We start from the raw sequence: 19565 nt of genomic DNA on the forward strand, positions 1-19565 counted from the left end.
GCGACCTGGGGTCATAGGAGGGTAAACGTCGTCGGCACACCCACACCATTCCCGCCCCCGGCGAGATTCTCACCTCAATATTGCTCGGGCCTAGTGGTGCGTGGCCTTCTCCGCGCCCACCCCGGTCAGCGACCGGACCTCCATCTCCGCGTTGATCTCCGGATCGCCGGCGTCCTTCGACGTCAGCGTTCCCACAATGCCGAGGACGAAGGCCAGCGGAATCGACACGATGCCGGGGTTGGCCAGTGGGAACCAGTCGAAGCTCGCGCCGGGGATCATCGCGGCCTTGTTGCCCGAGACGGCCGGCGAGAAGACGATCAGCACCAGGCAGCTGATCAGACCGCCGTACATGCTCCACAGGGCGCCGCAGGTGTTGAACCGCTTCCAATACAGCGAGTACACAATCGTCGGCAGGTTGGCCGAGGCCGCCACCGCGAACGCCAGCGCCACCAGGAACGCGACGTTCTGGCCGTTGGCCAGGATGCCCAAGCCGATCGCGGCGACACCGAGCACCACCGCGGTGATCCGGGAGACCCTGACCTGCTCCTCCTCGGTCGCTGGAGCCTTTCCGTGGGCTCTTCGCAATACACTGGCGTAGACGTCGTGGGCGAACGATGCCGACGCGGTGATCGTCAGACCCGCCACCACGGCCAGGATGGTGGCGAAGGCCACCGCCGAGATGATGCCGAGCAGGACCACCCCGCCGAGCTGGAATGCGAGCAGCGGTGCGGCCGAGTTCTGTCCGCCCGGGGCCGCCAGGATCTTGTCGGGGCCGACCATGGCCGCCGCGCCGTAGCCAAGCGCCAGGGTGAACAGGTAGAAGGCGCCGATCAGGCCGATCGCCCAAACCACCGACCGCCGAGCCTCTTTCGCGGTCGGCACCGTATAGAAGCGCATCAGCACGTGCGGCAGGCCCGCGGTGCCCAGCACCAGCGCCAGCCCCAGTGACAGCAGGTTGATCTTCGAGGTGGTGTTCGCGCCGTACTGGGCGCCGGGGGCCAGCACATCGCGGCTGGCGACACCCTTGGTGGTGGCCTCGTGCACCATCTGCTGCGCCGAACCCAGGATGTCGGAGAAGTTCAGGCCGAACTTGACCAGCACCATGGCCGTCATGATGGCCGCGCCTGCGATCAGCAGCACGGCTTTGATGATCTGCACCCAGGTGGTGCCTTTCATGCCGCCGACCAGCACGTAGACGATCATCAGCACACCGACCACCGCGATCACGAAGGATTGGGCCGTGCGGCCGTGGACGTCGAGCAGCAGCGCGACCAGGCCACCGGCACCGGCCATCTGCGCCAGCAGGTAGAACAACGACACCGTCAGCGTCGAGGTGGCCGCGGCCACTCGGACCGGCCGCTGCTTGAGCCGGAAGCTCAGCACGTCGGCCATCGTGAATTTGCCGGTGTTGCGCAGCAATTCGGCGACCAGCAGCAGGGCGACCAGCCAGGCCACCAGGAAGCCGATCGAATAGAGGAAGCCGTCATAGCCGTACACCGCGATCGCGCCGGCGATGCCGAGAAAGCTTGCCGCAGAGAGATAGTCACCGGCGATGGCGATACCGTTCTGCGGTCCGGAGAACGCCCGGCCGCCGGTGAAGAACTCGGTGGCGTTGGTGTTGGTGCGGCCGGCGCGGATCACGATGAACAACGTGATGAGCACGAAAGCCACGAAGATGCTGATGTTGACGACCGGATTGCCGATCCGGGCTGCCTCGGCCAGGACGGTGGTGCTCACTTGGCCGCGCCTTCCATCTCGGTGCGGATAGCCTCGGCGCGCGGGTCGAGTTCCCGATTGGCGAACCGCACGTACAGACCCGTGATGAGGAACGTCGTCACGAACTGGCCAAGACCGATGAGCAGCCCGACGTTGATGTTGCCCCACACCGTGATGGCCATGAAGTCGTGGGCGAAGGCGCCCAGCAACACATAGGTGGCGTACCAGATCAGGAAGAACGCGGTGGTGGGGAACACGAAGCGACGCAACGTGCGGCGCAGCTCCTGAAACTCGGGACTGGCCTGCATGGACAGGTAGTGGGCCCCGCTGGGATGGGTCTCCCGTGGCGGCAGGTCGGTTGTGGACACCGCGTGCTCCTCAGCTCGAAAGGTGTGAACTCCGGTCGTGTTCACAGGCTATTGAGAGGTGCATCACAGTCCTAGAGCGCGCGCGGACCATGCGTTGAACGGTTGGCGGGCGGCGCTGAACGGTTTCTGGGGTCAGCCGCGCGGGAGTCGCTCCAGGCCCATGCCCAGACGCTCCGGCACATGCATGCGGGCGAAGATGCGCGCCACATCGGGTGGCACGTCGGTCCGGGTGACACGGCTGACGAGCACCATCGTGGCGAACGCCAGCGGAACGGTGATGGCGGCGGGGTAGCCGATCAGCGTGGTCAGCCAGCCGCCGAGCACGTCGTCGCCGACCCAGCCGGTGATCGCGACGAGGATGGCCAGACCGGAGGCCAGTGCGCCGACCGCCAACCCGGCGATCGCCCCGGCCGCGGTCAGCCCGCGCCACCAGATGCCGAGGATCAGCAGCGGGCACAGCGTGGACGCCGCGACGGCGAAGGCCAGACCGACTCCGCGCGACAGCTCCAGGACGGGCGCGACGACCGAGAGCGGAATCGGGATGAGGCCGGCGATCAGCGCCACCGTCCGGAAGTCGCGGACCCGCCCGCGCAGCACGTCGGTGGACAACGCACCGGCGATGCTGACCAGCAGTCCGGACGAGGTCGCCAGGAATGCCGCGATGGCGCCGGCCGCGACCAGCGCGCCAAGCAGTTCGCCGGGCAGCCCGGCGACGGCGGCCGACGGAAGCAGCAGCACCGCGGCGTCGGCCTTGCCGGTGATGAGCAGCTGAGGCACATACAACCGGGCGAACACCCCGAGCAGCACGGGGAACAGATAGAACAGCGACATCAGGACGATCACGCTCAGCGCGGTTCGGCGCGCGGCGCGCCCGTCGGTGTTGGTGTAGAAGCGGACCAGCACATGGGGGAGGCCCATGGCGCCGAGGAATGTCGCCACCATGATGGAAAACACTTGGTAGAGAGGATGTTTCCCGCCCAAGCCACCGCCGCTGACGATCCACTCCGAGCCGGTGGCAGGTGCCCCGACGACGACGGGGGTCTGAGCTCCGGCGGCCAATGTCAGTGTGCTGCCCTTCTGCAGGCTGTACCGGCCGGGACTGTGCAGGGAGCCGCTGTGCGTTGGGCCGGTCACCGTCACACCGGCTGGGTCGGCGACCGTGACCACCACGTCGGTGTCGATGCTGACGACGGTCGGCTGGTCCACCGTGGGTGGGAGCGGGCCGCCGAGTGCGGGATGCTCGTGCCCGAAGTGCATGAGCAGTGCCAACGCGGGCACTGCGACCGCGGTCAGCTTCAGCCAGTACTGAAACGCCTGGACGAACGTGATCGAGCGCATGCCGCCACCGACGACGTTGGCGATCACGATCCCGCCGACCGCCAGCGGACCGATCCAAACCGGCACGCCGAGAAGGGCTTTGAGGGCAAGTCCGGCGCCCTGATACTGGGGCACGAGATAGAAGATGCAGACGGTGGCGACCACGAGCATCGCGACCCGGCGCACACGCGGCGAGCCGAGCCGGAACTCCGCGAAATCCGGCACGGTGTAGGCGCCGGAACGGCGCAGGGGAGCGGAGACGAACAGCAATAGACCCAGGTAGCCCGCCGTGAAGCCGACCGGGTACCACAGCGCGTCGGCGCCGTACTTCGCGATCAGACCGGCCACCCCGAGAAACGAGGCAGCCGATAGGTATTCACCCGAGATCGCGGCGGCATTCCAGCGTGGGCCGACAGTGCGGGACGCCACCAGGAAGTCGGATGTGGTGCGCGACAACCGAACCCCGTAGGCGCCGACGGCCACCGTCGCCACCGCGGCGGCGATCAGGCCGCCGGCGGTCAGGGCCGTCGCCGTCGATCCGCTCATGGTGGGCTCTCCTCGTCGACCACACCCATGAAGTCACGCTCGCCCTGTTCGGCCAGCTTGATGAACAGCCGACCGACCGCGTAGAGCGCCGGATACACCAGCACCGCCAGGGTCAGCCAGTTCAGCCGAACCCCGAATATGGTGGCGGCGGACAACTCTGGGAACACCGCGTTGAGCAACGGCAGCGCCGCCATCCCGCCGGCCACCACCGCGGCCAGTCGCAGCGCCAGTCCGAGCTGGGCGCGCACCAGTCCGCGCACCAGCGCGTCGCCGACCTCGGTCTGCTCCTGCACCTCCACCCGGGTGTGCACCAGGCGGCTGCCGCGCCGGTGGGCCAGCACCACACGCTCACGTTGCGGGCGACCCGGCCTAGTCATCGGTTGCCCCCGGCCGGAAGGTCCGCATCGGATCGCGGATCAGCCGGTCGCGTAATTCGCGGGCCTGGCGGCGGCTGACCGGAAGCTCGACCGGCGCCGACGCGCCGTTGGCGCGTAACCGCACCATCGTGGAGGCGCCGGAGGTGCGCAGCCCGGTCACCATGTTCAGCGCGACGAGATAGGACCGATGCACCCGCTGGAATCCGCGGCTGCGCCAGCGATCCTCCAAGGTGCTCAACGGAATTCGAACCAGATGCGAGCCGGAGGCGGCGTGCAGGCGGGCGTAGTCGCCTTCGGCCTCGACCCAGCCGATGGTGTCGCAGCGCACCAACTGGGTGACCCCGCCGAGCTCCACCGGGATGGTGTCGGCCTGCGGCTCGTCGGCGGGCGGGGCCGACTCTGCGGCGCGTGCCGACACCACCCGCCGGACCGCCGCGTCGAGGCGCTCCTTGCGAATCGGCTTGAGCAGATAGTCCAGGGCGCCGACCTCGAAGGCGGCCACCGCCTTGTCGTCGTGCGCTGTCACGAACACGACGGCGGGCGGGTGAGTGAAATTGCTCAGCACACTGGCCAATTCGAGACCAGAGAGCCCGGGCATGTTGATGTCCAGGAAGATCGCGTCCACGGTGCGTTCGTTGATGATCCGCAACGCCGACGTGGCATCGCCGGCGCCGGTCACCTCGGCGATGTCGGGATGCTCGCCGAGCAGGTAGGTGAGCTCGTCGAGCGCCGGGGCTTCATCGTCGACCGCCAGCACCCACAGCCCTGCCATGGTTCTCCTTAAACCCGTACGCCCGCGCGGAACTTGGGCACCCGCATGATCACCTTCGTGCCCGCACCCGGGGCGGTCTCGACCACCAGACCGTAGTCGTTGCCGAACGCGGCGCGCAGGCGATGGTCGACATTGCTCAGCCCGACGTGGGCGGCCTGCTCCCCGTCGCCCAGGATGTCGCCGTGCCCGGAGCGCAGGGCGTGAGGATCCATGCCGATGCCGTCGTCCTCCACGCTGATGACGCAGTCGGAACCCTCATTGCGAGCGATGATTTCGATCGATCCGCCCTGCCGCCCGGCCAGGCCGTGGCGCACCGCGTTCTCGACCAGTGGCTGCAACGCCAGGAACGGCACCACTACGGTCAGCACCTCGGGTGCGATCTGCAGGGTCACCGACAGATTCGGCCCGAACCGGGCCCGTTCAAGGGTGAGGTAGCGGTCGATGTTGCGCAGCTCGTCGGCCAGCGCCGTGTAGGGGCCTGCCGAACGGAACGAGTAGCGGGTGAAGTCGGCGAACTCCAGAATCAGGTCGCGGGCCCGGTCGGGGTCGGTGCGGACAAACGAGGCAATCGTGTTGAGCGCGTTGTAGATGAAGTGTGGGCTGATCTGGGCGCGCAGCGCCAGCACCTCGGCCCGGTCGAGGCGGGCGCGCGACGCGTCGAGCTCGGCCAGCTCGAGTTGGCTGGCGGCGTAGCGCGCGACCTCTGCGACGGCACCCAGCATGCCCGGCGACGGTTCGGCGGTGTTGACGACGACGAGCACGCCGATCGCCATGCCGTCGTCGTCGAGCAGCGGTTGGGCCACCACCGCGGGCGTCTGGTCGCGGGCGAGCACCCGGCGCTGCCCGGAGATCGCGTCGCGGGCGGTGTGGTGGCAGACCTCGAGAATGGCCGGCGTCCACAACGCGGCGCCGGGCGGATCGAGCGCGAGCAGGGCCGTATCGCCGTCGTAGAGCGCGACACCGTCCGAGCCGGTGAGACCGCGCAGGTGCGGGGCGGCACCGCCTGCCGAGTCGGCGTCCAGGCCCTTGCGCAGCGAGCGGGCCGCCAGCGAGGCGGTGTGCAGCGCGGCGTGCACGGTCCGCTCGGCTGGCGTGGTGACCACGCTGCGGGTCAGCACGGCGACCGCGCCGACGATCAACGCGACGGCGGCGAGCGCGACGGCCAGCGCGAGCGCTACCGCACCCGACATCTCGCTCTCCCGTCCTGGTGTCTCTCAGGCTGCGCCACAACAGGACCGCCGATCACACAGGATCCCGCGGCCGACCGCCGACCATTCCGAGATTGTGGCAATCAGACCCACGCTGCCCATTTTTGCCCATAAGGTCCCTCGGCATGTCGGATGCTGTGGCTATGCTGACGCCTGCCTGTGAGCGTGCGGGAAATAGCAGCCGAGATCGGGGGATTTCATGACGCAGCCAGCACCTGGTTGGTATCCAGATCCAAGCGGCACGCCTGGGCAGCGCTACTGGGACGGCATTGCATGGGGACCGGTGGCCCCCGGTACGCAGGTTGAGCCCGTTCCTCCGAAGAAGCCCAAGGTGTGGCCGTGGGTGGTTATTGGGTTGGTCATCCTCTTATTTGGTGGCTGCGTCTCGATGTGTTCCTCCATCGGCAGCAGTATCGACAAGGACAAGAAGGGCTCGTCGTCCAGCACGGGCAGCTTTGGTAGGACCGCGGACGTCCTGCCGCCGACTACGTCCAAGAGTATGTTCACGCCAGCGCAGGACAACGCAATTGCGAAGGCCGAGAGCTATTTGGGTTACACCGCATTCTCGAAACAGGGGCTGATCAAGCAGCTGGAGTACGACAAGTTCAGCGCGGCTGACGCGACATTCGCGGTCGAGCACATCGAGGCCACCGGCGGTGTGGACTGGAATGAGCAGGCGGTCAAGAAGGCCAAGAGCTACCTGAACTACACGTCATTTTCCGAGGAGGGCTTGGTCAACCAGTTGGAGTACGACGGGTTCACTTCGAGCCAGGCTCAATATGGTGCCGGCAAGGCGTATGGGGGTTGACGGCCCCGACTGGCGCCGAGGCGCCATCGTTGCGATCTCGAATTCGTGATGACGCGGGCTGCTTCGTCCGATCGTCGTCCTAGACTGTCGGCCATGGCGAGATTGCAGCTCACCGGAGATCCCGCGTCCGACGACCTGTTGAGTGAGGATCCGTTCGCGCTGTTGACCGGCATGCTGCTGGATCAGCAGATCCCGATGGAGACGGCGTTCGCCGGGCCGCGCAAGATCGCCGAGCGGATCGGCGGGATCGACCCCCGGCTGATCGCCGACTGCGACCCCGAACAGTTCACCCAAGAATTCTCGAAAACTCCTGCTGTGCACCGGTTTCCGGGATCGATGGCCAAACGTGTTCAGGACCTGGCCCGCGAGATCGTCGACCGCTACGACGGCGACGCCGCCCAACTGTGGCTCGACGGCGATCCGGACGGCGCCGAGGTGCTGCGCCGGCTGAAGGCGCTGCCCGGCTTCGGTGAGCAGAAAGCCAAGATCTTCCTGGCCCTGCTGGGCAAGCAGTACGGCGTCACCCCCAAGGGTTGGCGTGAGGCGGCGGGTGACTACGGCAAGCCCGGCACCCACATGTCGATCGCCGATGTGGTCGACAAGGGGTCGCTGGAGGAAGTCAGGGCGTACAAGAAGAAGATGAAGGCCGCAGCCAAGGTGAAAACCGGATAACGGAGGAACCATGAAGACTCACATCAACTGCCCGTGTGGCGAAGCGATCAGCGCCAAAGACGAGGACGAACTCGTCGACCTCACCAAGCAGCACCTCGCCGCGGCGCACCCCGGCATGGACTACGGCCGGGACGAAATCCTGTTCATGGCCTACTAGGCGCCATCATCGAATCAGAACTGAGAGCGACGATTCGCCGAAATCTTCGCCTTCAGTACTATCTCGATGCGGTCAGGACACCCCGACGGCGGCCTCGAGTTCCGCGAGCGCGGTTTCGGTCAGCGGAATGAGGTCGGCGACGTCGGCCATCACCTCACGGTCGGCGATGTACCCGACGCCGATCTGGTCGGCGTAGGAGCACAACGTCACGTTGAGTGCCATCCCGTCGTACACGACTGACACGGGGTAGATCTCGTCGACGCTGGCCCCGTTGAGGTAACCCTGCCTGGGCGGACCCGGCACATTCGAAATCGGCAGGTTGTAACTGGGCCGCACCCACGAACTGAACGGCAGCAGCGGTGTCAGCGCCGTCGGCACGACAGCCGGCATCACCACCATCAGCATCGCGCCCGGGCCCCGAGTAGCAACCTGGTACTTGACCCCCGCCATCGCCTCGTGCACCAACCGCAGCCGCTGCGCGGGGTCGTCGCGATTGGTCGCCAGCGGACACAGCCCGAGGCCGAATTGGTTGCCGTGCCCCTTGTCGTTCGAGGCCGAGTCACGGTCGCGCACCGTTACCGGGCACAGCGCCACCAGCGACTGCTCGGGGAGTTCGTCCTGTGCGGTCAGCCACTCCCGCAGCACACCGGCCACCAACGCCGTCACGACGTCGTTGCCGGTGACACCGGCTGCGTGCTGGATAGCTCGAATTCTGTTGTGGTCCAAGCTGGTTGCCGCAAATGCCCGCCGGTGGCTCAGCTTGGTGTTGAACCGGGTGTGCGGTGCGCCGAACGGCGCCGCGATCGTCGGTGTGATCAGTCCGCCGACCAGGTTGGTCACTTCCGCCGACGCGACGTTGCGGGCCAGGCTCAATCCGGACGCCGCGACACCCGCGACGTCTCGCATCACCGACAGCGGATTGAGGCCGCGGTGGCGCGGCCGTTCGGGCGGTGTCGCGTCGGCGTAGAACGGCGGCATGTCGCGCCGGTCCGGGTCCTCCGACAGCGAGTCGGCGATCATCTTCAGGCCCGCGACGCCGTCGATCACGATGTGATGGATCTTGATGTAGAGGGCGAGCCGGCCGCCCTCGAGCCCGTCGATCAGGTAGGCCGTCCACATCGGCGCAGACCGGTCGAGTGGCTCGGCGTGCAACTCCGACACCAGCTCCCAGAGTTCCGTGGCGCCTGCCTCGGGTGGCAGGGTCAGCCGGTGCACGTGGCGGCGCATGTCGAGCTCGTCCACCTCGCGCCACACCCACAAGCCGCCGGTCTCGATGCCGCGGTGCGGATGCCGGCGCAGCCGAGGGTCCACCGGATCGGAGGCGCTCAGAGCCTGCGCGTAGAGCTCGTCGACGAACGTCGTGCTCGACGTCCCGCTCGGCGGGGTCATGATCAGAGCGACGGCGACGTGCATCGGGCTGGAGATCAGCTCAGCCGTCAGCATCATCGCGTCAAGCGGGTCGAGCGTCTCCATGTGGTACCGACCCCCGTCGGGTTGGAATGCCGATCCCCAACCCTAGCGCGGCTTTTCGCGCCTCAGGGCACGACCGTCGAACCGATTGTCGGCATGAAGGTGCACTGCTTGTCGACAGTGGTGACCTGGCCGAAGATCGTGGACATGATGCTGCCGGAGCCGGTGTCGGCGATGGCGGTCAGAGTGGTCGGGCCCGCGGAGTTGATGTCCGGATTCGGCTTCAGCGTGACGCTGCCCGACTTGCCGGTGGTCAGGTTCACCCAGGTGACGTTCAGCGGGAGCTTCTGCTCGGCGGCCGGGGCGGGAGTGCCCACCGCGGTAAAGACGTAGGCGGTCTGCCCGGCGGCCGGACCCGGGGTCGGGATCTTGGCCGGGCCCGCGACGGAGATCGCGGTCGCGATAACGTTGCCGCCGTCCTTGAGGCACCCGTTGCTGATCGACGGGTACATGAAGTCCTGGGTGGGCGGGCTGGCCGGGTCGTAGTTCGGGGGCGTCGCCGCTGCGGGCGCCGGGGCCGGTGTCGCGACATTGACCGAGTTGCCGGCCGGCGTCGCCGACGGGGTAGGCGGCGCGGCCGGGTTCACCACGGTCACCGGGGTGGGCACCTCGGGAAGTGCCTCGGGCGCCGGGCCGACGGCGTGCGCCGGGTCGATGCCGATGGGCAGGTGCGCCTCGGTGCCGAAGATCGAGCTGGGTGCGGCGCCATCGGGCAGATGTTCGGGCAGGGGGGCGGGGCCGTTACCGGTGCCAGGAGTCAGCAACGGCGTGGTGCCGTGCGGGACGCCGGTCGCCTGGGCGGCGGGGGGAGCCGCCGCAGGCAACGCGGCCGTGGGGCCGGCGGCCCCGCCGTCCTGCACGAACTTGGTCACTTGCTGAGCCAGTGCCGCCGAGCCGCCTGGCGTAGTGGCACCACCAGCGAGTTGCGAAGCGGCCGCCAGGAGCAACGACTGCGCCGATGAGGGGTTCCCCGCGGCCTGCTGGACGACCGGACCGAGCATCTGCATGGCGTCGAGGCCGGGCAGCTGACCGGGATCCAGCGGGATGGCCGGGTCCGCGGCCGCGACCGGGCTGAACGCCAGATTGGTCGCGGCCACGAACGTGGCGGTGGTCAGCAGAAGAGCCAGCTTGGCGATCTGCGGCACGGTGAACTCCCTCATCGGGTGGTGGTTGGTCAGGGCAGAGCAGACAGCGGCAACAGCTGGCCGAGGCCGGCGCCACCAGGAGTGGTCGGCGCGACCGGGCTGCTGGCCGGCGGTACACCGGCCGGTCCGGCGACCCCGGTCGCCACCGGGGCGATGGGGGCAACCGGCGCCGGGCTGCCGACGGACAGGTTGTCGCCGACCTTGACCGGGAACGGCACGTCCGACGGCGTCAGGCTGGCCAGGTCACCGGGCACGCCGAGCTGGTTCAGCAGCGGTGCGACCGCTCCGGTGATCCCGCCGGGGGCGGGAGCCGCCGGTGCGGCTGCGGGGGCGGCCGGGGCCGGCATGCCCGGCAGCGTGGCCGTGGCCGGCGCGCCGCCGATCGGCGAGACCGGCAGGGTCGACGGTGCGCCGGTGAGAGCCGACGCGCCGCCGAGAGCGGTCGCAGCGGACTGCAGGAGCGCCGCGGCACTGGCCGGGTTCGTGACGAACTGCTGCAACATGTTCAGTGCGGGCACGCCGGGAACGGCCGGTGAGACACCGGGATCGGCGGCGGCCGACGGACTCAGTGCGAGTGCGGCCGAGCACAGCCCGGCAGCCGCAATCGCGTTGGCGGCGAACAACTTTGAAATACGTGACATGGTCATCCCAATCCCTCGAGTGCAGGTCTGAACCCGAAGGTAGTCCGTTACTAGAGTTACTCAAGTGACACGTGTGGTGTTTATGCAACCGTTACGGCAGTGATGGTCTTGTGTGATGCGCGGGCCCGTGCCGGCCGGAATCTGGTTCGGCGCGCTCACGTGCGCGTAGCGCCGGTCAGCGCGCCGGATCCGCTGCGTCGCTACAGTCGCCACGTGGACACGAAGGCGCCGGCGCGGCCAGCCTGGCTGGCCCCGGTACTGCTGATCGCCAGCGTGGCCGCGCGGCTGGGGTGGACGTACCTGGCGCCCAACGGCGCCAACTTCGTCGACCTCCACGTCTATCTCGGCGGCGCGGGAGCGCTCGAGCATCCCGGCACGCTGTACTCCTACGTCTACGCCGACCAGACCCCGGATTTCCCGCTGCCCTTCACCTACCCGCCGTTCGCCGCGCTGGTGTTCTACCCCCTGCACCTGCTGCCGTTCGGGGTGGTCGCGTTCTGCTGGCAGCTCGGCACCATCGCCGCGCTTTACGGCGTGGTCCGAATCAGTCAGCGGCTTCTGGGCACGGCCGCGACGGATGGGCGCGCCATCGCGATGATCTGGACCGCCGTCGCGATCTGGCTCGAACCGCTGCGCAGCAACTTCGACTACGGCCAGATCAACGTGATCCTGGTTCTGGCGGTTCTCTGGGCGGCCTACAGCAGCCGCTGGTGGCTGTCAGGTCTACTGGTCGGCCTCGCGGCAGGCATCAAGCTGACGCCGGCCGTGACCGGGCTCTACTTCCTTGGCATGCGCCGTTGGGGCGCGGCGGTCTTCTCCGCGGTGGTGTTCTTCGGGACGGTCGGGCTTTCGGTCGCGGTGATCGGCCAGCAGGCCCGCTTCTACTTCACCGATCTGCTCGGCGACGCCCGGCGCGTCGGTCCGATCGGAACCTCGTTCAACCAGTCGTGGCGGGGAGCGATCTCCCGCATCCTCGGCCACGATGCCGGCTACGGACCGGTGGTGCTGGCCGCGATCGCGGTGGCCGCGGTGATGGCGGTCGTGGCGTGGCGTGCGCTGGACTCGGACCGGCTGGGGTGCCTGCTGGTGGTGCAACTCTTCGGGCTACTGATCTCGCCGATCTCGTGGACGCATCACTGGGTGTGGTTGGTGCCGTTGATGATCTGGCTGCTGCACGGACCGTGGCGAAATCGATTGGGCGCCAAGGTTTTCGGGTACGGGTGGCTGGCGCTGACAGTGGTCGGGGTGCCGTGGCTGCTCAGCTTCGCCCAACCCACGATCTGGCAGATCAGTCGACCCTGGTACCTGGCGTGGGCGGCCTTGATCTACGCCGTGGCGACCATGGCCACACTGGCCTGGATCGCGGCTACACCTCGCCGAGAATCTCGTTGATTTCGGCCGCCATCTGCACATCCTTGTCGGTGATCCCGCCTTCGGAATGCGTGACTAGAGCGAAAGTGACTGTGCGCCAGCGGATATCGATGTCGGGATGATGGTCTCGGTGCTCGGCGTGTTCGGCGACTCGGCGAACTGCGTCGATCCCGCCCAGGAATGACGGGAACTTCACCGAGCGGCGCAGCGCGCCGCCGGCATGCTCCCAGTCGTCGAGTTTCGTGACAGCGGAGTTCACTTCTTCATCGGTCAGCACAGCCATACCGTCGAGTCTTCTCCGGTCTGAACGCTGGCGGAAGACCGAAAGAAGATCAGGGACATCTGTCTCACGTTCGGGACTCGAACTTTCACTTGGATCTTAGGTTGCCTAAGTTGATCGTCCTGTCGTTCTCGCCGCGTAGGCCCCGGGGGTGCTGATGATCTCCACTGCCACCGCCCACAGCAGTACAACCGATAACGTTGCACGCCATGACCGCCCAGATCGTCGTCGCCGGAGCGCTGATCTCCGGCGCGACGCTTCTGGTCGCCCAGCGGCAACGTCCGCCGGAACTGGCGGGCTTATGGGAGCTGCCGGGTGGGAAGGTCGCGCCGGGAGAGTCCGAAGTCGATGCGCTGGTGCGGGAGCTCAGTGAAGAACTCGGGATCGACGTCGTCGTCGGGGAACGTCTCGGCGCCGACGTACCGGTCGGCGAGTCGATGATCTTGCGGGCCTACCTCGTCACCCACACCGGCAGGACGCTGCACCCGCACGACCACCGTGCTCTGCGGTGGGTGAGCGCCGCCGAGCTGGAATCCGTGGACTGGGTGCCCGCGGACCGGGCGTGGCTGGCCGGGCTCGCGAAACACCTTGGCGGGTGAGCCCGCCGCCCTATGATCTGGGGCGTGCTCATAGACGTCACCGCCGACGTTGATCTCACCGACGGCCGGTTCTACGCCGGCGGCGCGGTCCGCGAGGCGTATCGCTGGATGCGCACCCACCAGCCGGTCTTCCGCGACCGTAACGGCCTGGCCGCCGCCGCGACCTATCGCGCGGTGATCGACGCCGAGCGGCAGCCGGAACTGTTCTCCAACGCGGGCGGGATCCGCCCGACGACTCCGCCGCTGCCGCACATGATCGACATGGACGACCCGCAGCATCTGTTACGGCGCAAGCTGGTCAATGCCGGCTTCACCCGCAAGCGGGTGCGGGACAGAACGAAATCCATTGACGCGCTGTGCGATGCGTTGATCGACGCGGTGTGCGAACGCGGCTCGTGCGACTTCGTCCGCGACTTGGCCGCGCCGCTGCCGATGGCCGTCATCGGCGACATGCTCGGCGTGGCCCCCGAAGACCGCGACACCCTGCTGGCATGGTCCGACGACATGGTGGTGGCGCTGAGCTCGGTGGCCACCGAGGAGTCGCTGCTGGCCGCGGCCACCGCACTGACCGCCTACAACGAGTTCATGGCCGGCTTCGTCGCGCAGCGCAGGCGCGAACCCGCGGACGATCTCGTCAGCGTCCTGATCGCCGCCGACGTCGACGGTCAGCGGCTCACCGACGAGCAGATCTACGCCGAGACGCTGCTGATCCTGATCGGCGGCGACGAGACCACGCGGCACACGCTGTCCGGCGGAACCGCCGAACTGAGCCGCCACCCCGAGCAGTGGCATGCGGTGCGCGACGACCCCGACCTGTTGCCCGGGGCGGTCGAGGAGATGCTGCGCTGGACCTCGCCGATCAAGAACATGTGCCGAACACTGACCGCCGACACCGACTTTCACGGCACGGCGCTGCACCAGGGCGAGAAGATCCTGCTGCTGTTCGAATCGGCCAACTTCGACGAGACGGTCTTCGGTGATCCGGACGTCTTCCGCATCGACCGCAATCCCAACAACCACGTCAGCTTCGGCTTCGGCACCCACTTCTGCCTGGGCAACCAGCTGGCCCGCCTGGAGCTGACGGCGATGACCCGCCGGGTACTGGCTCGGCTACCGGATCTGCGACTGGCCGACGGCGCGGAGTTGCCGCTGCGGCCGGCCAACTTCGTCAGCGGGCTGGAGGCCATGCCCGTCGAATTCACGCCGACCGCACCGGTTTCGCGCTGAGGACTGCGGCGCAGCACCGCCGTGCGGGCGCGTCATGCTGCTCCTGTCCGGCTCCTAGTACTTGAGGGCGTCACCCGCGACCCGCACATCGGCGAACTGTCGCGGGTGATGCGCGGCGTGCACCGGGTGCATGAGCACGGGGTGGCGGCAGTGCGGGCACGTCTCCGGCTGGCGGCGATCCGACGAGACCGTCAGGTGACGGCAACCCGCACACCGGACGACGTACGCCGCGCCGATCCAGTTGAGCAGCCCGAGATAGATGGCGGCGGTGGCCGCGGTGCCGAGCACCACGATGAGGGCAACGGTGAGAACTTCGTAGACCGTCATGTCCGAACCTCCTTTGACGGTATGCATTCACGGTAACTCCGACGAGTTTGCGAATGATGTGGAAAGCCTGTTGGAATGCCGTGCGTGGGGACGCTGGCGACACTTTCGCGGCAATGCTGGCTGTTCGCGGTGGGCTCGGCCTTCTTCGCCGCGGCGACCGTCCCCGGTTTCCCCTCGATCGCCGGTGCGGGTGCCGCCAACTGGCTCTGCTTCATCGGCTCCTGGTTCTTCACCGCTGCGGCCTGGATGCAACTGGTGCTCGCAACGCCGCCCTGGAAGATCGAATGGCTCTCGGCGGCAATCCAATTCGCGGGCACTGTGCTGTTCAACATCAGTACCGGTGCCGCGGTATGGGCGCACGCGACCGGAGTGCGCCGCCACTACGTATGGACGCCGGACGCGTTGGGGTCGGTCGCCTTCCTGGTGAGCGCGGCGCTCGGGGTGGCCGCCGCCACTATCGCGGTGGGGCTGATCGCGCTCGGGTCGCGCGACTGGCAGGCGGAGTGGATCAACATGGTCGGCTCGATCGCGTTCGGGGTCTCCGCGGTGGGTGCATTCGTGCGGCGAACCGGAATCACCGAGGACGCGCTGGTAGCGAACCTGGGAACCTTCTTCGGAGCGCTGTGCTTCCTCGGCGCGGCGCTGCTGGTGCTTCCTCGTTTTCGCAAAAGGGCACCTGCGCTGCGAGAATCAGGGCCGTGAACAACCGAGACTTCCGCAATGTCGCCATCGTGGCGCACGTCGACCACGGCAAGACCACCCTGGTGGACGCCATGTTGCGGCAGTCCGGCGCCCTTACCCACCGTGGTGACGACACCATCGAACGGCTGATGGATTCCGGTGACCTGGAGAAGGAAAAGGGCATCACGATCCTGGCGAAAAACACCGCCGTGCATCGTCATAACCCCGACGGTTCGATGACAGTGATCAACGTCATAGACACCCCCGGTCACGCCGACTTCGGCGGTGAGGTGGAACGCGGCCTGTCCATGGTCGACGGTGTGCTGTTGCTGGTGGACGCCTCCGAGGGTCCGCTGCCGCAGACCCGGTTCGTGCTGCGCAAGGCGCTGGCGGCACACCTGCCGGTGATCCTTGTGGTCAACAAGACCGACCGCCCCGACGCCCGGATCGCCGAGGTCGTCGAGGAAAGCCACGATCTGCTGCTCGACGTCGCGTCCGATCTCGACGAGGAAGCCCAGGCGGCCGCCGAGAAGGCACTGGACCTGCCGACGCTGTACGCCTCGGGACGGGCAGGCATCGCCAGCACCACCCAGCCCGCCAACGGGGAGAACCCTGACGGCGAGAACCTCGATCCGCTGTTCGACGTCCTGCTCGAGCACATTCCGCCGCCGCAGGGCGATCCCGAAGCGCCGCTGCAGGCGCTGGTGACCAACCTGGACGCCTCGGCGTTCCTGGGCCGGCTCGCGCTGATCCGCATCTACAAAGGCCGCCTCAAGAAGGGCCAGCAGGTGGCCTGGATGCGGGAGGTCGACGGCCACCCGGTGATCACGAACGCCAAGATCACCGAGCTGCTCGTCACCGAGGGCGTCGAACGCACCCCGACCGAGGAAGCCGTCGCCGGCGATATCGTCGCGGTGGCCGGCATCCCGGAGATCATGATCGGCGACACCCTGGCCGACCCCGACCACGCGCACGCGCTGCCGCGGATCACCGTCGACGAGCCGGCGATCTCGGTGACCATCGGCACCAACACCTCGCCGCTGGCGGGCAAGGTGTCCGGCCACAAACTCACAGCGCGAATGGTCAAGAGCCGCTTGGACTCCGAACTGGTCGGCAACGTCTCGATCAAGGTCGTCGACGTCGGCCGCCCGGATGCCTGGGAAGTGCAGGGCCGCGGTGAGCTGGCGCTGGCCGTCCTCGTGGAGCAGATGCGCCGCGAAGGATTCGAGTTGACCGTCGGCAAGCCGCAGGTGGTCACCCGCACCATCGACGGCAAGCTGCACGAGCCGTTCGAGGCGATGACCATCGACTGCCCCGAGGAGTTCGTCGGCGCGATCACCCAGCTGATGGCCGGCCGCAAGGGTCGGATGGAAGAGATGGCCAACCACGCGGCGGGATGGGTGCGGATGGACTTCATCGTTCCCAGCCGCGGCCTGATCGGATTCCGCACCGACTTCCTGACGCTGACCCGCGGCACCGGAATCGCCAACGCGGTGTTCGACGGATACCGGCCGTGGGCCGGGGAGATCCGGGCCCGGCACACCGGTTCGCTGGTGAGTGACCGCTCCGGCCAGATCACCCCGTTCGCGATGATCCAACTCGCCGACCGTGGGCAGTTCTTCGTCGAGCCCGGGCAGGAGACCTACGAGGGCCAGGTCGTCGGAATCAACCCGCGCGCCGAGGACCTCGACATCAACATCACCCGCGAGAAGAAGCTCACCAATATGCGGTCCTCCACCGCTGACGTGATGGAGACGCTGGCCCGGCCGCTGGAACTCGGTCTCGAGCAAGCCATGGAGTTCTGCGCCGAGGACGAGTGCGTCGAGGTGACGCCGGAGATCGTGCGGGTGCGCAAGGTCGAGCTGGATGCCACCAGCCGGGCGCGGGCGAAGTCCCGGGCCAAGGCCAGGGGCTGACCTGCGACCTATCGCTACTCTGAGGGGCGTGCCGACCGGACCGCGCAGCCTTCAAGTCCTGGCTGTGCTGCTGTCCGTGCTGGTCACGGCCGCCTGCACGGTGAGCCCGCCACCGGCTCCGCAGAGCACCGAAACGACGAACGTGCCCCCGCCGCCACCGGCCCGGCCCACCCAGATCATCATGGGCATCGACTCGATCGGCGCCGGGTTCAACCCGCACCTGCTCTCTGACCAGTCGCCGGTGAACGCCGCGATCAGTGCGCTGGTTCTGCCCAGTTCGTTTCGCCCGGTCCCGGATCCGGCGACGCCGACCGGCTCCCGCTGGGAGATGGACCCGACGCTGCTGGTCTCGGCCCAGGTGACCAACCAGAACCCGTTCACCGTCACCTACAAGATCCGTCCCGAAGCGTCGTGGACCGACAACGCCCCGATCGCCGCCGACGACTTCTGGTACTTGTGGCGCCAGATGGTCAGCCAGCCCGGCGTTGTCGACCCCGCGGGCTACGACCTGATCACCGGCGTCCAGTCGATCGAGGGTGGGAAGACCGCGGTGGTGACGTTCGCGCAGCCGTACCCGGCATGGCGGGAGCTGTTCAACGACCTGCTGCCCGCGCACATCGTCAAGGATGTGCCGGGCGGGTTCCCGGCCGGCCTGGCCCGTGCGATGCCGGTGACCGCCGGCCAGTTCCGGGTGGACAACATCGACCCCCAGCGCGACGAGATCCTGCTGGCCCGCAACGACCGATTCTGGGGACCACCGGCGCACCCCGACCAGATCCTGTTCCGCCGCGCCGGCGCGCCTGCCGCGCTGGCGGATTCGATCCGCAACGGGGACACCCAGGTGGCGCAGGTGCACGGTGGCGCCGCCGCGTTCGCCCAGCTGTCGGCCATCCCGGATGTGCGTACCGCGCGGATCGTCACTCCGCGGGTCATGCAGCTGACGTTGCGGGCGGGCGAGCCCAAACTGTCGGATCCGGCTGTGCGCAAAGCGATTCTGGGACTGCTGGACGTGGATCTGCTGGCCGCCGTCGGCGCCGGCAGCGACAACACCGTCACCCTGGCGCAGGCGCAGGTACGTTCGCCGAGTGATCCGGGCTACGTGCCCACCGCGCCGCCGGCACTGGGCAAGCAACGGTCGCTGGAACTGCTCGAGCAGGTCGGCTTCCAGATCGACCGGACCCCGACCGAGTCGCCGGTGCCGTCGCCGCCGTCGGCCGGATCACGCACCGAGACCCCGCAGCCGGGCCCGCCGGAGATCACCCGCGGGAGGGTCAGCAAGGACGGCGAGATCCTGTCGCTCGTGATCGGCGTGGCCGCCAACGACCCGACGGCGGTTGCGGTCGCCAATACCGCCGCCGACCAGTTGCGCAGTGTCGGCATCGCCGCGACGGTGCTGGCGCTCGATCCGCCGGTGCTCTATGGGGACGCGCTGGTGAACAACCGCGTCGACGCCATCGTCGGCTGGCACGCCGCGGGCGGTGACCTGGCCACATCGCTGGCCTCGCGCTACGGCTGCCCGGCCTTGGAGGCCACATCCGTTCTGACGGCGGCTCCGACCACCACGGCGGCTCCGACCACCACGGCGGCTCCGACCAGCACGACCGCAAGCCCGTCGTCGACGCCCTCGGCCGGCCCGCCGTCCGCCGCTACCACCACCACCGCGCCGACGAGCCCGCCGCCGGCCCCCGAGTCGGGTGCGCTGGTGCAGGCACCGTCGAACCTGACCGGGATCTGTGATCGCAGCATTCAGCCCAATATCGAAGCGGCTCTTGATGGTTCGGCCAAGATCGACGACGTCATCAACCTGGTCGAGCCGCGGCTGTGGAACATGTCGACTGTCTTGCCGATCCTGCAGGACACCACGATCGTCGCGGTGGGCCCGAGCGTGCAGAACGTCAGCCTCAGCGGAGCGGTGCCGGTCGGCATCGTCGGTGACGCCGGCCGATGGGCGAAAGCAACGCAGTAGG

At 68.0% G+C, this 19565-nt stretch carries 20 protein-coding genes; 9 read left to right on the forward strand and 11 right to left on the reverse strand.

Annotation, left to right across the window (positions count from 1 at the left end; genetic code table 11):
* Positions 1-90: 90 nt before the first annotated feature.
* The 6 genes from Y900_RS18645 to Y900_RS18670 all read right to left on the reverse strand — a co-directional run bounded on the left by Y900_RS18645 (position 91) and on the right by Y900_RS18670 (position 6286).
* Positions 91-1737 (reverse strand): monocarboxylic acid transporter, encoded by a 1647-nt coding sequence (locus Y900_RS18645; protein WP_036343768.1) that lies wholly within the window; start codon positions 1735-1737, stop codon positions 91-93.
* Positions 1734-2084, reverse strand: coding sequence for a DUF485 domain-containing protein (locus Y900_RS18650; protein WP_036347201.1), 351 nt, complete (start codon positions 2082-2084; stop codon positions 1734-1736). Before Y900_RS18650 ends, Y900_RS18645 begins: the two co-directional genes overlap by 4 nt.
* A 132-nt stretch (positions 2085-2216) precedes the next feature.
* The gene (locus Y900_RS18655; protein WP_036343769.1) at positions 2217-3947 is read right to left on the reverse strand and encodes a sodium/solute symporter; all 1731 of its coding nucleotides are present in this window, start codon (positions 3945-3947) and stop codon (positions 2217-2219) included.
* The gene (locus Y900_RS18660) at positions 3944-4324 is read right to left on the reverse strand and encodes a hypothetical protein (protein ID WP_036343770.1); all 381 of its coding nucleotides are present in this window, start codon (positions 4322-4324) and stop codon (positions 3944-3946) included. Before Y900_RS18660 ends, Y900_RS18655 begins: the two co-directional genes overlap by 4 nt.
* Positions 4317-5096 (reverse strand): LytR/AlgR family response regulator transcription factor, encoded by a 780-nt coding sequence (locus Y900_RS18665; protein ID WP_036343771.1) that lies wholly within the window; start codon positions 5094-5096, stop codon positions 4317-4319. Before Y900_RS18665 ends, Y900_RS18660 begins: the two co-directional genes overlap by 8 nt.
* Before the next feature lie 8 nt (positions 5097-5104).
* Positions 5105-6286, reverse strand: coding sequence for a sensor histidine kinase (locus tag Y900_RS18670; RefSeq protein ID WP_036343773.1), 1182 nt, complete (start codon positions 6284-6286; stop codon positions 5105-5107).
* 217 nt (positions 6287-6503) lie between these two features.
* On the opposite strand from Y900_RS18670, the gene Y900_RS18675 reads away from it, so the two are divergent.
* The 3 genes from Y900_RS18675 to Y900_RS31015 all read left to right on the forward strand — a co-directional run bounded on the left by Y900_RS18675 (position 6504) and on the right by Y900_RS31015 (position 7941).
* Positions 6504-7112 carry an Ltp family lipoprotein gene (locus tag Y900_RS18675; protein WP_081845165.1) on the forward strand — a complete coding sequence of 203 codons (609 nt, stop codon included), beginning with the start codon at positions 6504-6506 and terminating at the stop codon, positions 7110-7112.
* Positions 7113-7205: 93 nt separating this feature from the next.
* A complete protein-coding gene (locus Y900_RS18680; protein WP_036343774.1) occupies positions 7206-7784 on the forward strand; it encodes an HhH-GPD-type base excision DNA repair protein in 579 nt (192 codons plus the stop codon).
* A 10-nt stretch (positions 7785-7794) separates the two neighbouring features.
* The gene (locus tag Y900_RS31015; RefSeq protein ID WP_005147085.1) at positions 7795-7941 is read left to right on the forward strand and encodes a hypothetical protein; all 147 of its coding nucleotides are present in this window, start codon (positions 7795-7797) and stop codon (positions 7939-7941) included.
* A gap of 72 nt (positions 7942-8013) precedes the next feature.
* On the opposite strand, the gene Y900_RS18685 is transcribed toward Y900_RS31015, so the two are convergent.
* From Y900_RS18685 to Y900_RS18695, 3 genes are all read right to left on the reverse strand, one after another.
* A complete protein-coding gene (locus Y900_RS18685) occupies positions 8014-9414 on the reverse strand; it encodes a wax ester/triacylglycerol synthase family O-acyltransferase (RefSeq protein WP_036343776.1) in 1401 nt (466 codons plus the stop codon).
* A gap of 62 nt (positions 9415-9476) precedes the next feature.
* The gene (locus tag Y900_RS18690) at positions 9477-10571 is read right to left on the reverse strand and encodes an Rv1157c family protein (RefSeq protein ID WP_051660144.1); all 1095 of its coding nucleotides are present in this window, start codon (positions 10569-10571) and stop codon (positions 9477-9479) included.
* Positions 10572-10585: 14 nt separating this feature from the next.
* A complete protein-coding gene (locus tag Y900_RS18695) occupies positions 10586-11197 on the reverse strand; it encodes a hypothetical protein (RefSeq protein WP_036347207.1) in 612 nt (203 codons plus the stop codon).
* A gap of 102 nt (positions 11198-11299) precedes the next feature.
* Between Y900_RS18695 and Y900_RS18700 the strand changes: the two genes are divergently transcribed.
* Positions 11300-12589, forward strand: coding sequence for a mannosyltransferase (locus Y900_RS18700; protein WP_081845166.1), 1290 nt, complete (start codon positions 11300-11302; stop codon positions 12587-12589).
* On the opposite strand, the gene Y900_RS18705 is transcribed toward Y900_RS18700, so the two are convergent.
* On the reverse strand, positions 12564-12851 hold the full coding sequence (locus Y900_RS18705; RefSeq protein ID WP_036343777.1) for a 4a-hydroxytetrahydrobiopterin dehydratase: 288 nt from the start codon (positions 12849-12851) through the stop codon (positions 12564-12566). The genes Y900_RS18700 and Y900_RS18705 overlap by 26 nt on opposite strands.
* A 206-nt stretch (positions 12852-13057) precedes the next feature.
* On the opposite strand from Y900_RS18705, the gene Y900_RS18710 reads away from it, so the two are divergent.
* Together Y900_RS18710 and Y900_RS18715 are read left to right on the forward strand one after the other, a co-directional pair.
* A complete protein-coding gene (locus Y900_RS18710) occupies positions 13058-13447 on the forward strand; it encodes a (deoxy)nucleoside triphosphate pyrophosphohydrolase (protein WP_036343779.1) in 390 nt (129 codons plus the stop codon).
* Between the two features lie 30 nt (positions 13448-13477).
* Positions 13478-14674, forward strand: a complete 1197-nt coding sequence (locus Y900_RS18715) for a cytochrome P450 (protein WP_420329828.1) — start codon at positions 13478-13480, stop codon at positions 14672-14674.
* Positions 14675-14728: 54 nt separating this feature from the next.
* Here the strand turns inward: Y900_RS18715 and Y900_RS18720 are convergent, their stop codons facing one another.
* On the reverse strand, positions 14729-15001 hold the full coding sequence (locus Y900_RS18720) for a hypothetical protein (protein ID WP_036343782.1): 273 nt from the start codon (positions 14999-15001) through the stop codon (positions 14729-14731).
* Between the two features lie 75 nt (positions 15002-15076).
* Between Y900_RS18720 and Y900_RS18725 the strand changes: the two genes are divergently transcribed.
* From Y900_RS18725 to Y900_RS18735, 3 genes are read left to right on the forward strand one after another with little or no spacing between them, the layout of a single operon-like run.
* Positions 15077-15703 (forward strand): hypothetical protein, encoded by a 627-nt coding sequence (locus tag Y900_RS18725; protein ID WP_036343784.1) that lies wholly within the window; start codon positions 15077-15079, stop codon positions 15701-15703.
* Entirely contained in the window at positions 15700-17598 is a 1899-nt protein-coding gene (typA, locus tag Y900_RS18730) for a translational GTPase TypA (RefSeq protein ID WP_036343786.1), read from the forward strand. The genes Y900_RS18725 and typA overlap by 4 nt, the downstream gene beginning before the upstream one ends.
* Before the next feature lie 28 nt (positions 17599-17626).
* Positions 17627-19564 (forward strand): ABC transporter family substrate-binding protein, encoded by a 1938-nt coding sequence (locus Y900_RS18735; RefSeq protein ID WP_420329776.1) that lies wholly within the window; start codon positions 17627-17629, stop codon positions 19562-19564.
* The last annotated feature ends 1 nt before the right edge of the window (position 19565 follow it).

Origin of the sequence: Mycolicibacterium aromaticivorans JS19b1 = JCM 16368 (assembly GCF_000559085.1) — a bacterium.
Classification (GTDB): domain Bacteria; phylum Actinomycetota; class Actinomycetes; order Mycobacteriales; family Mycobacteriaceae; genus Mycobacterium; species Mycobacterium aromaticivorans.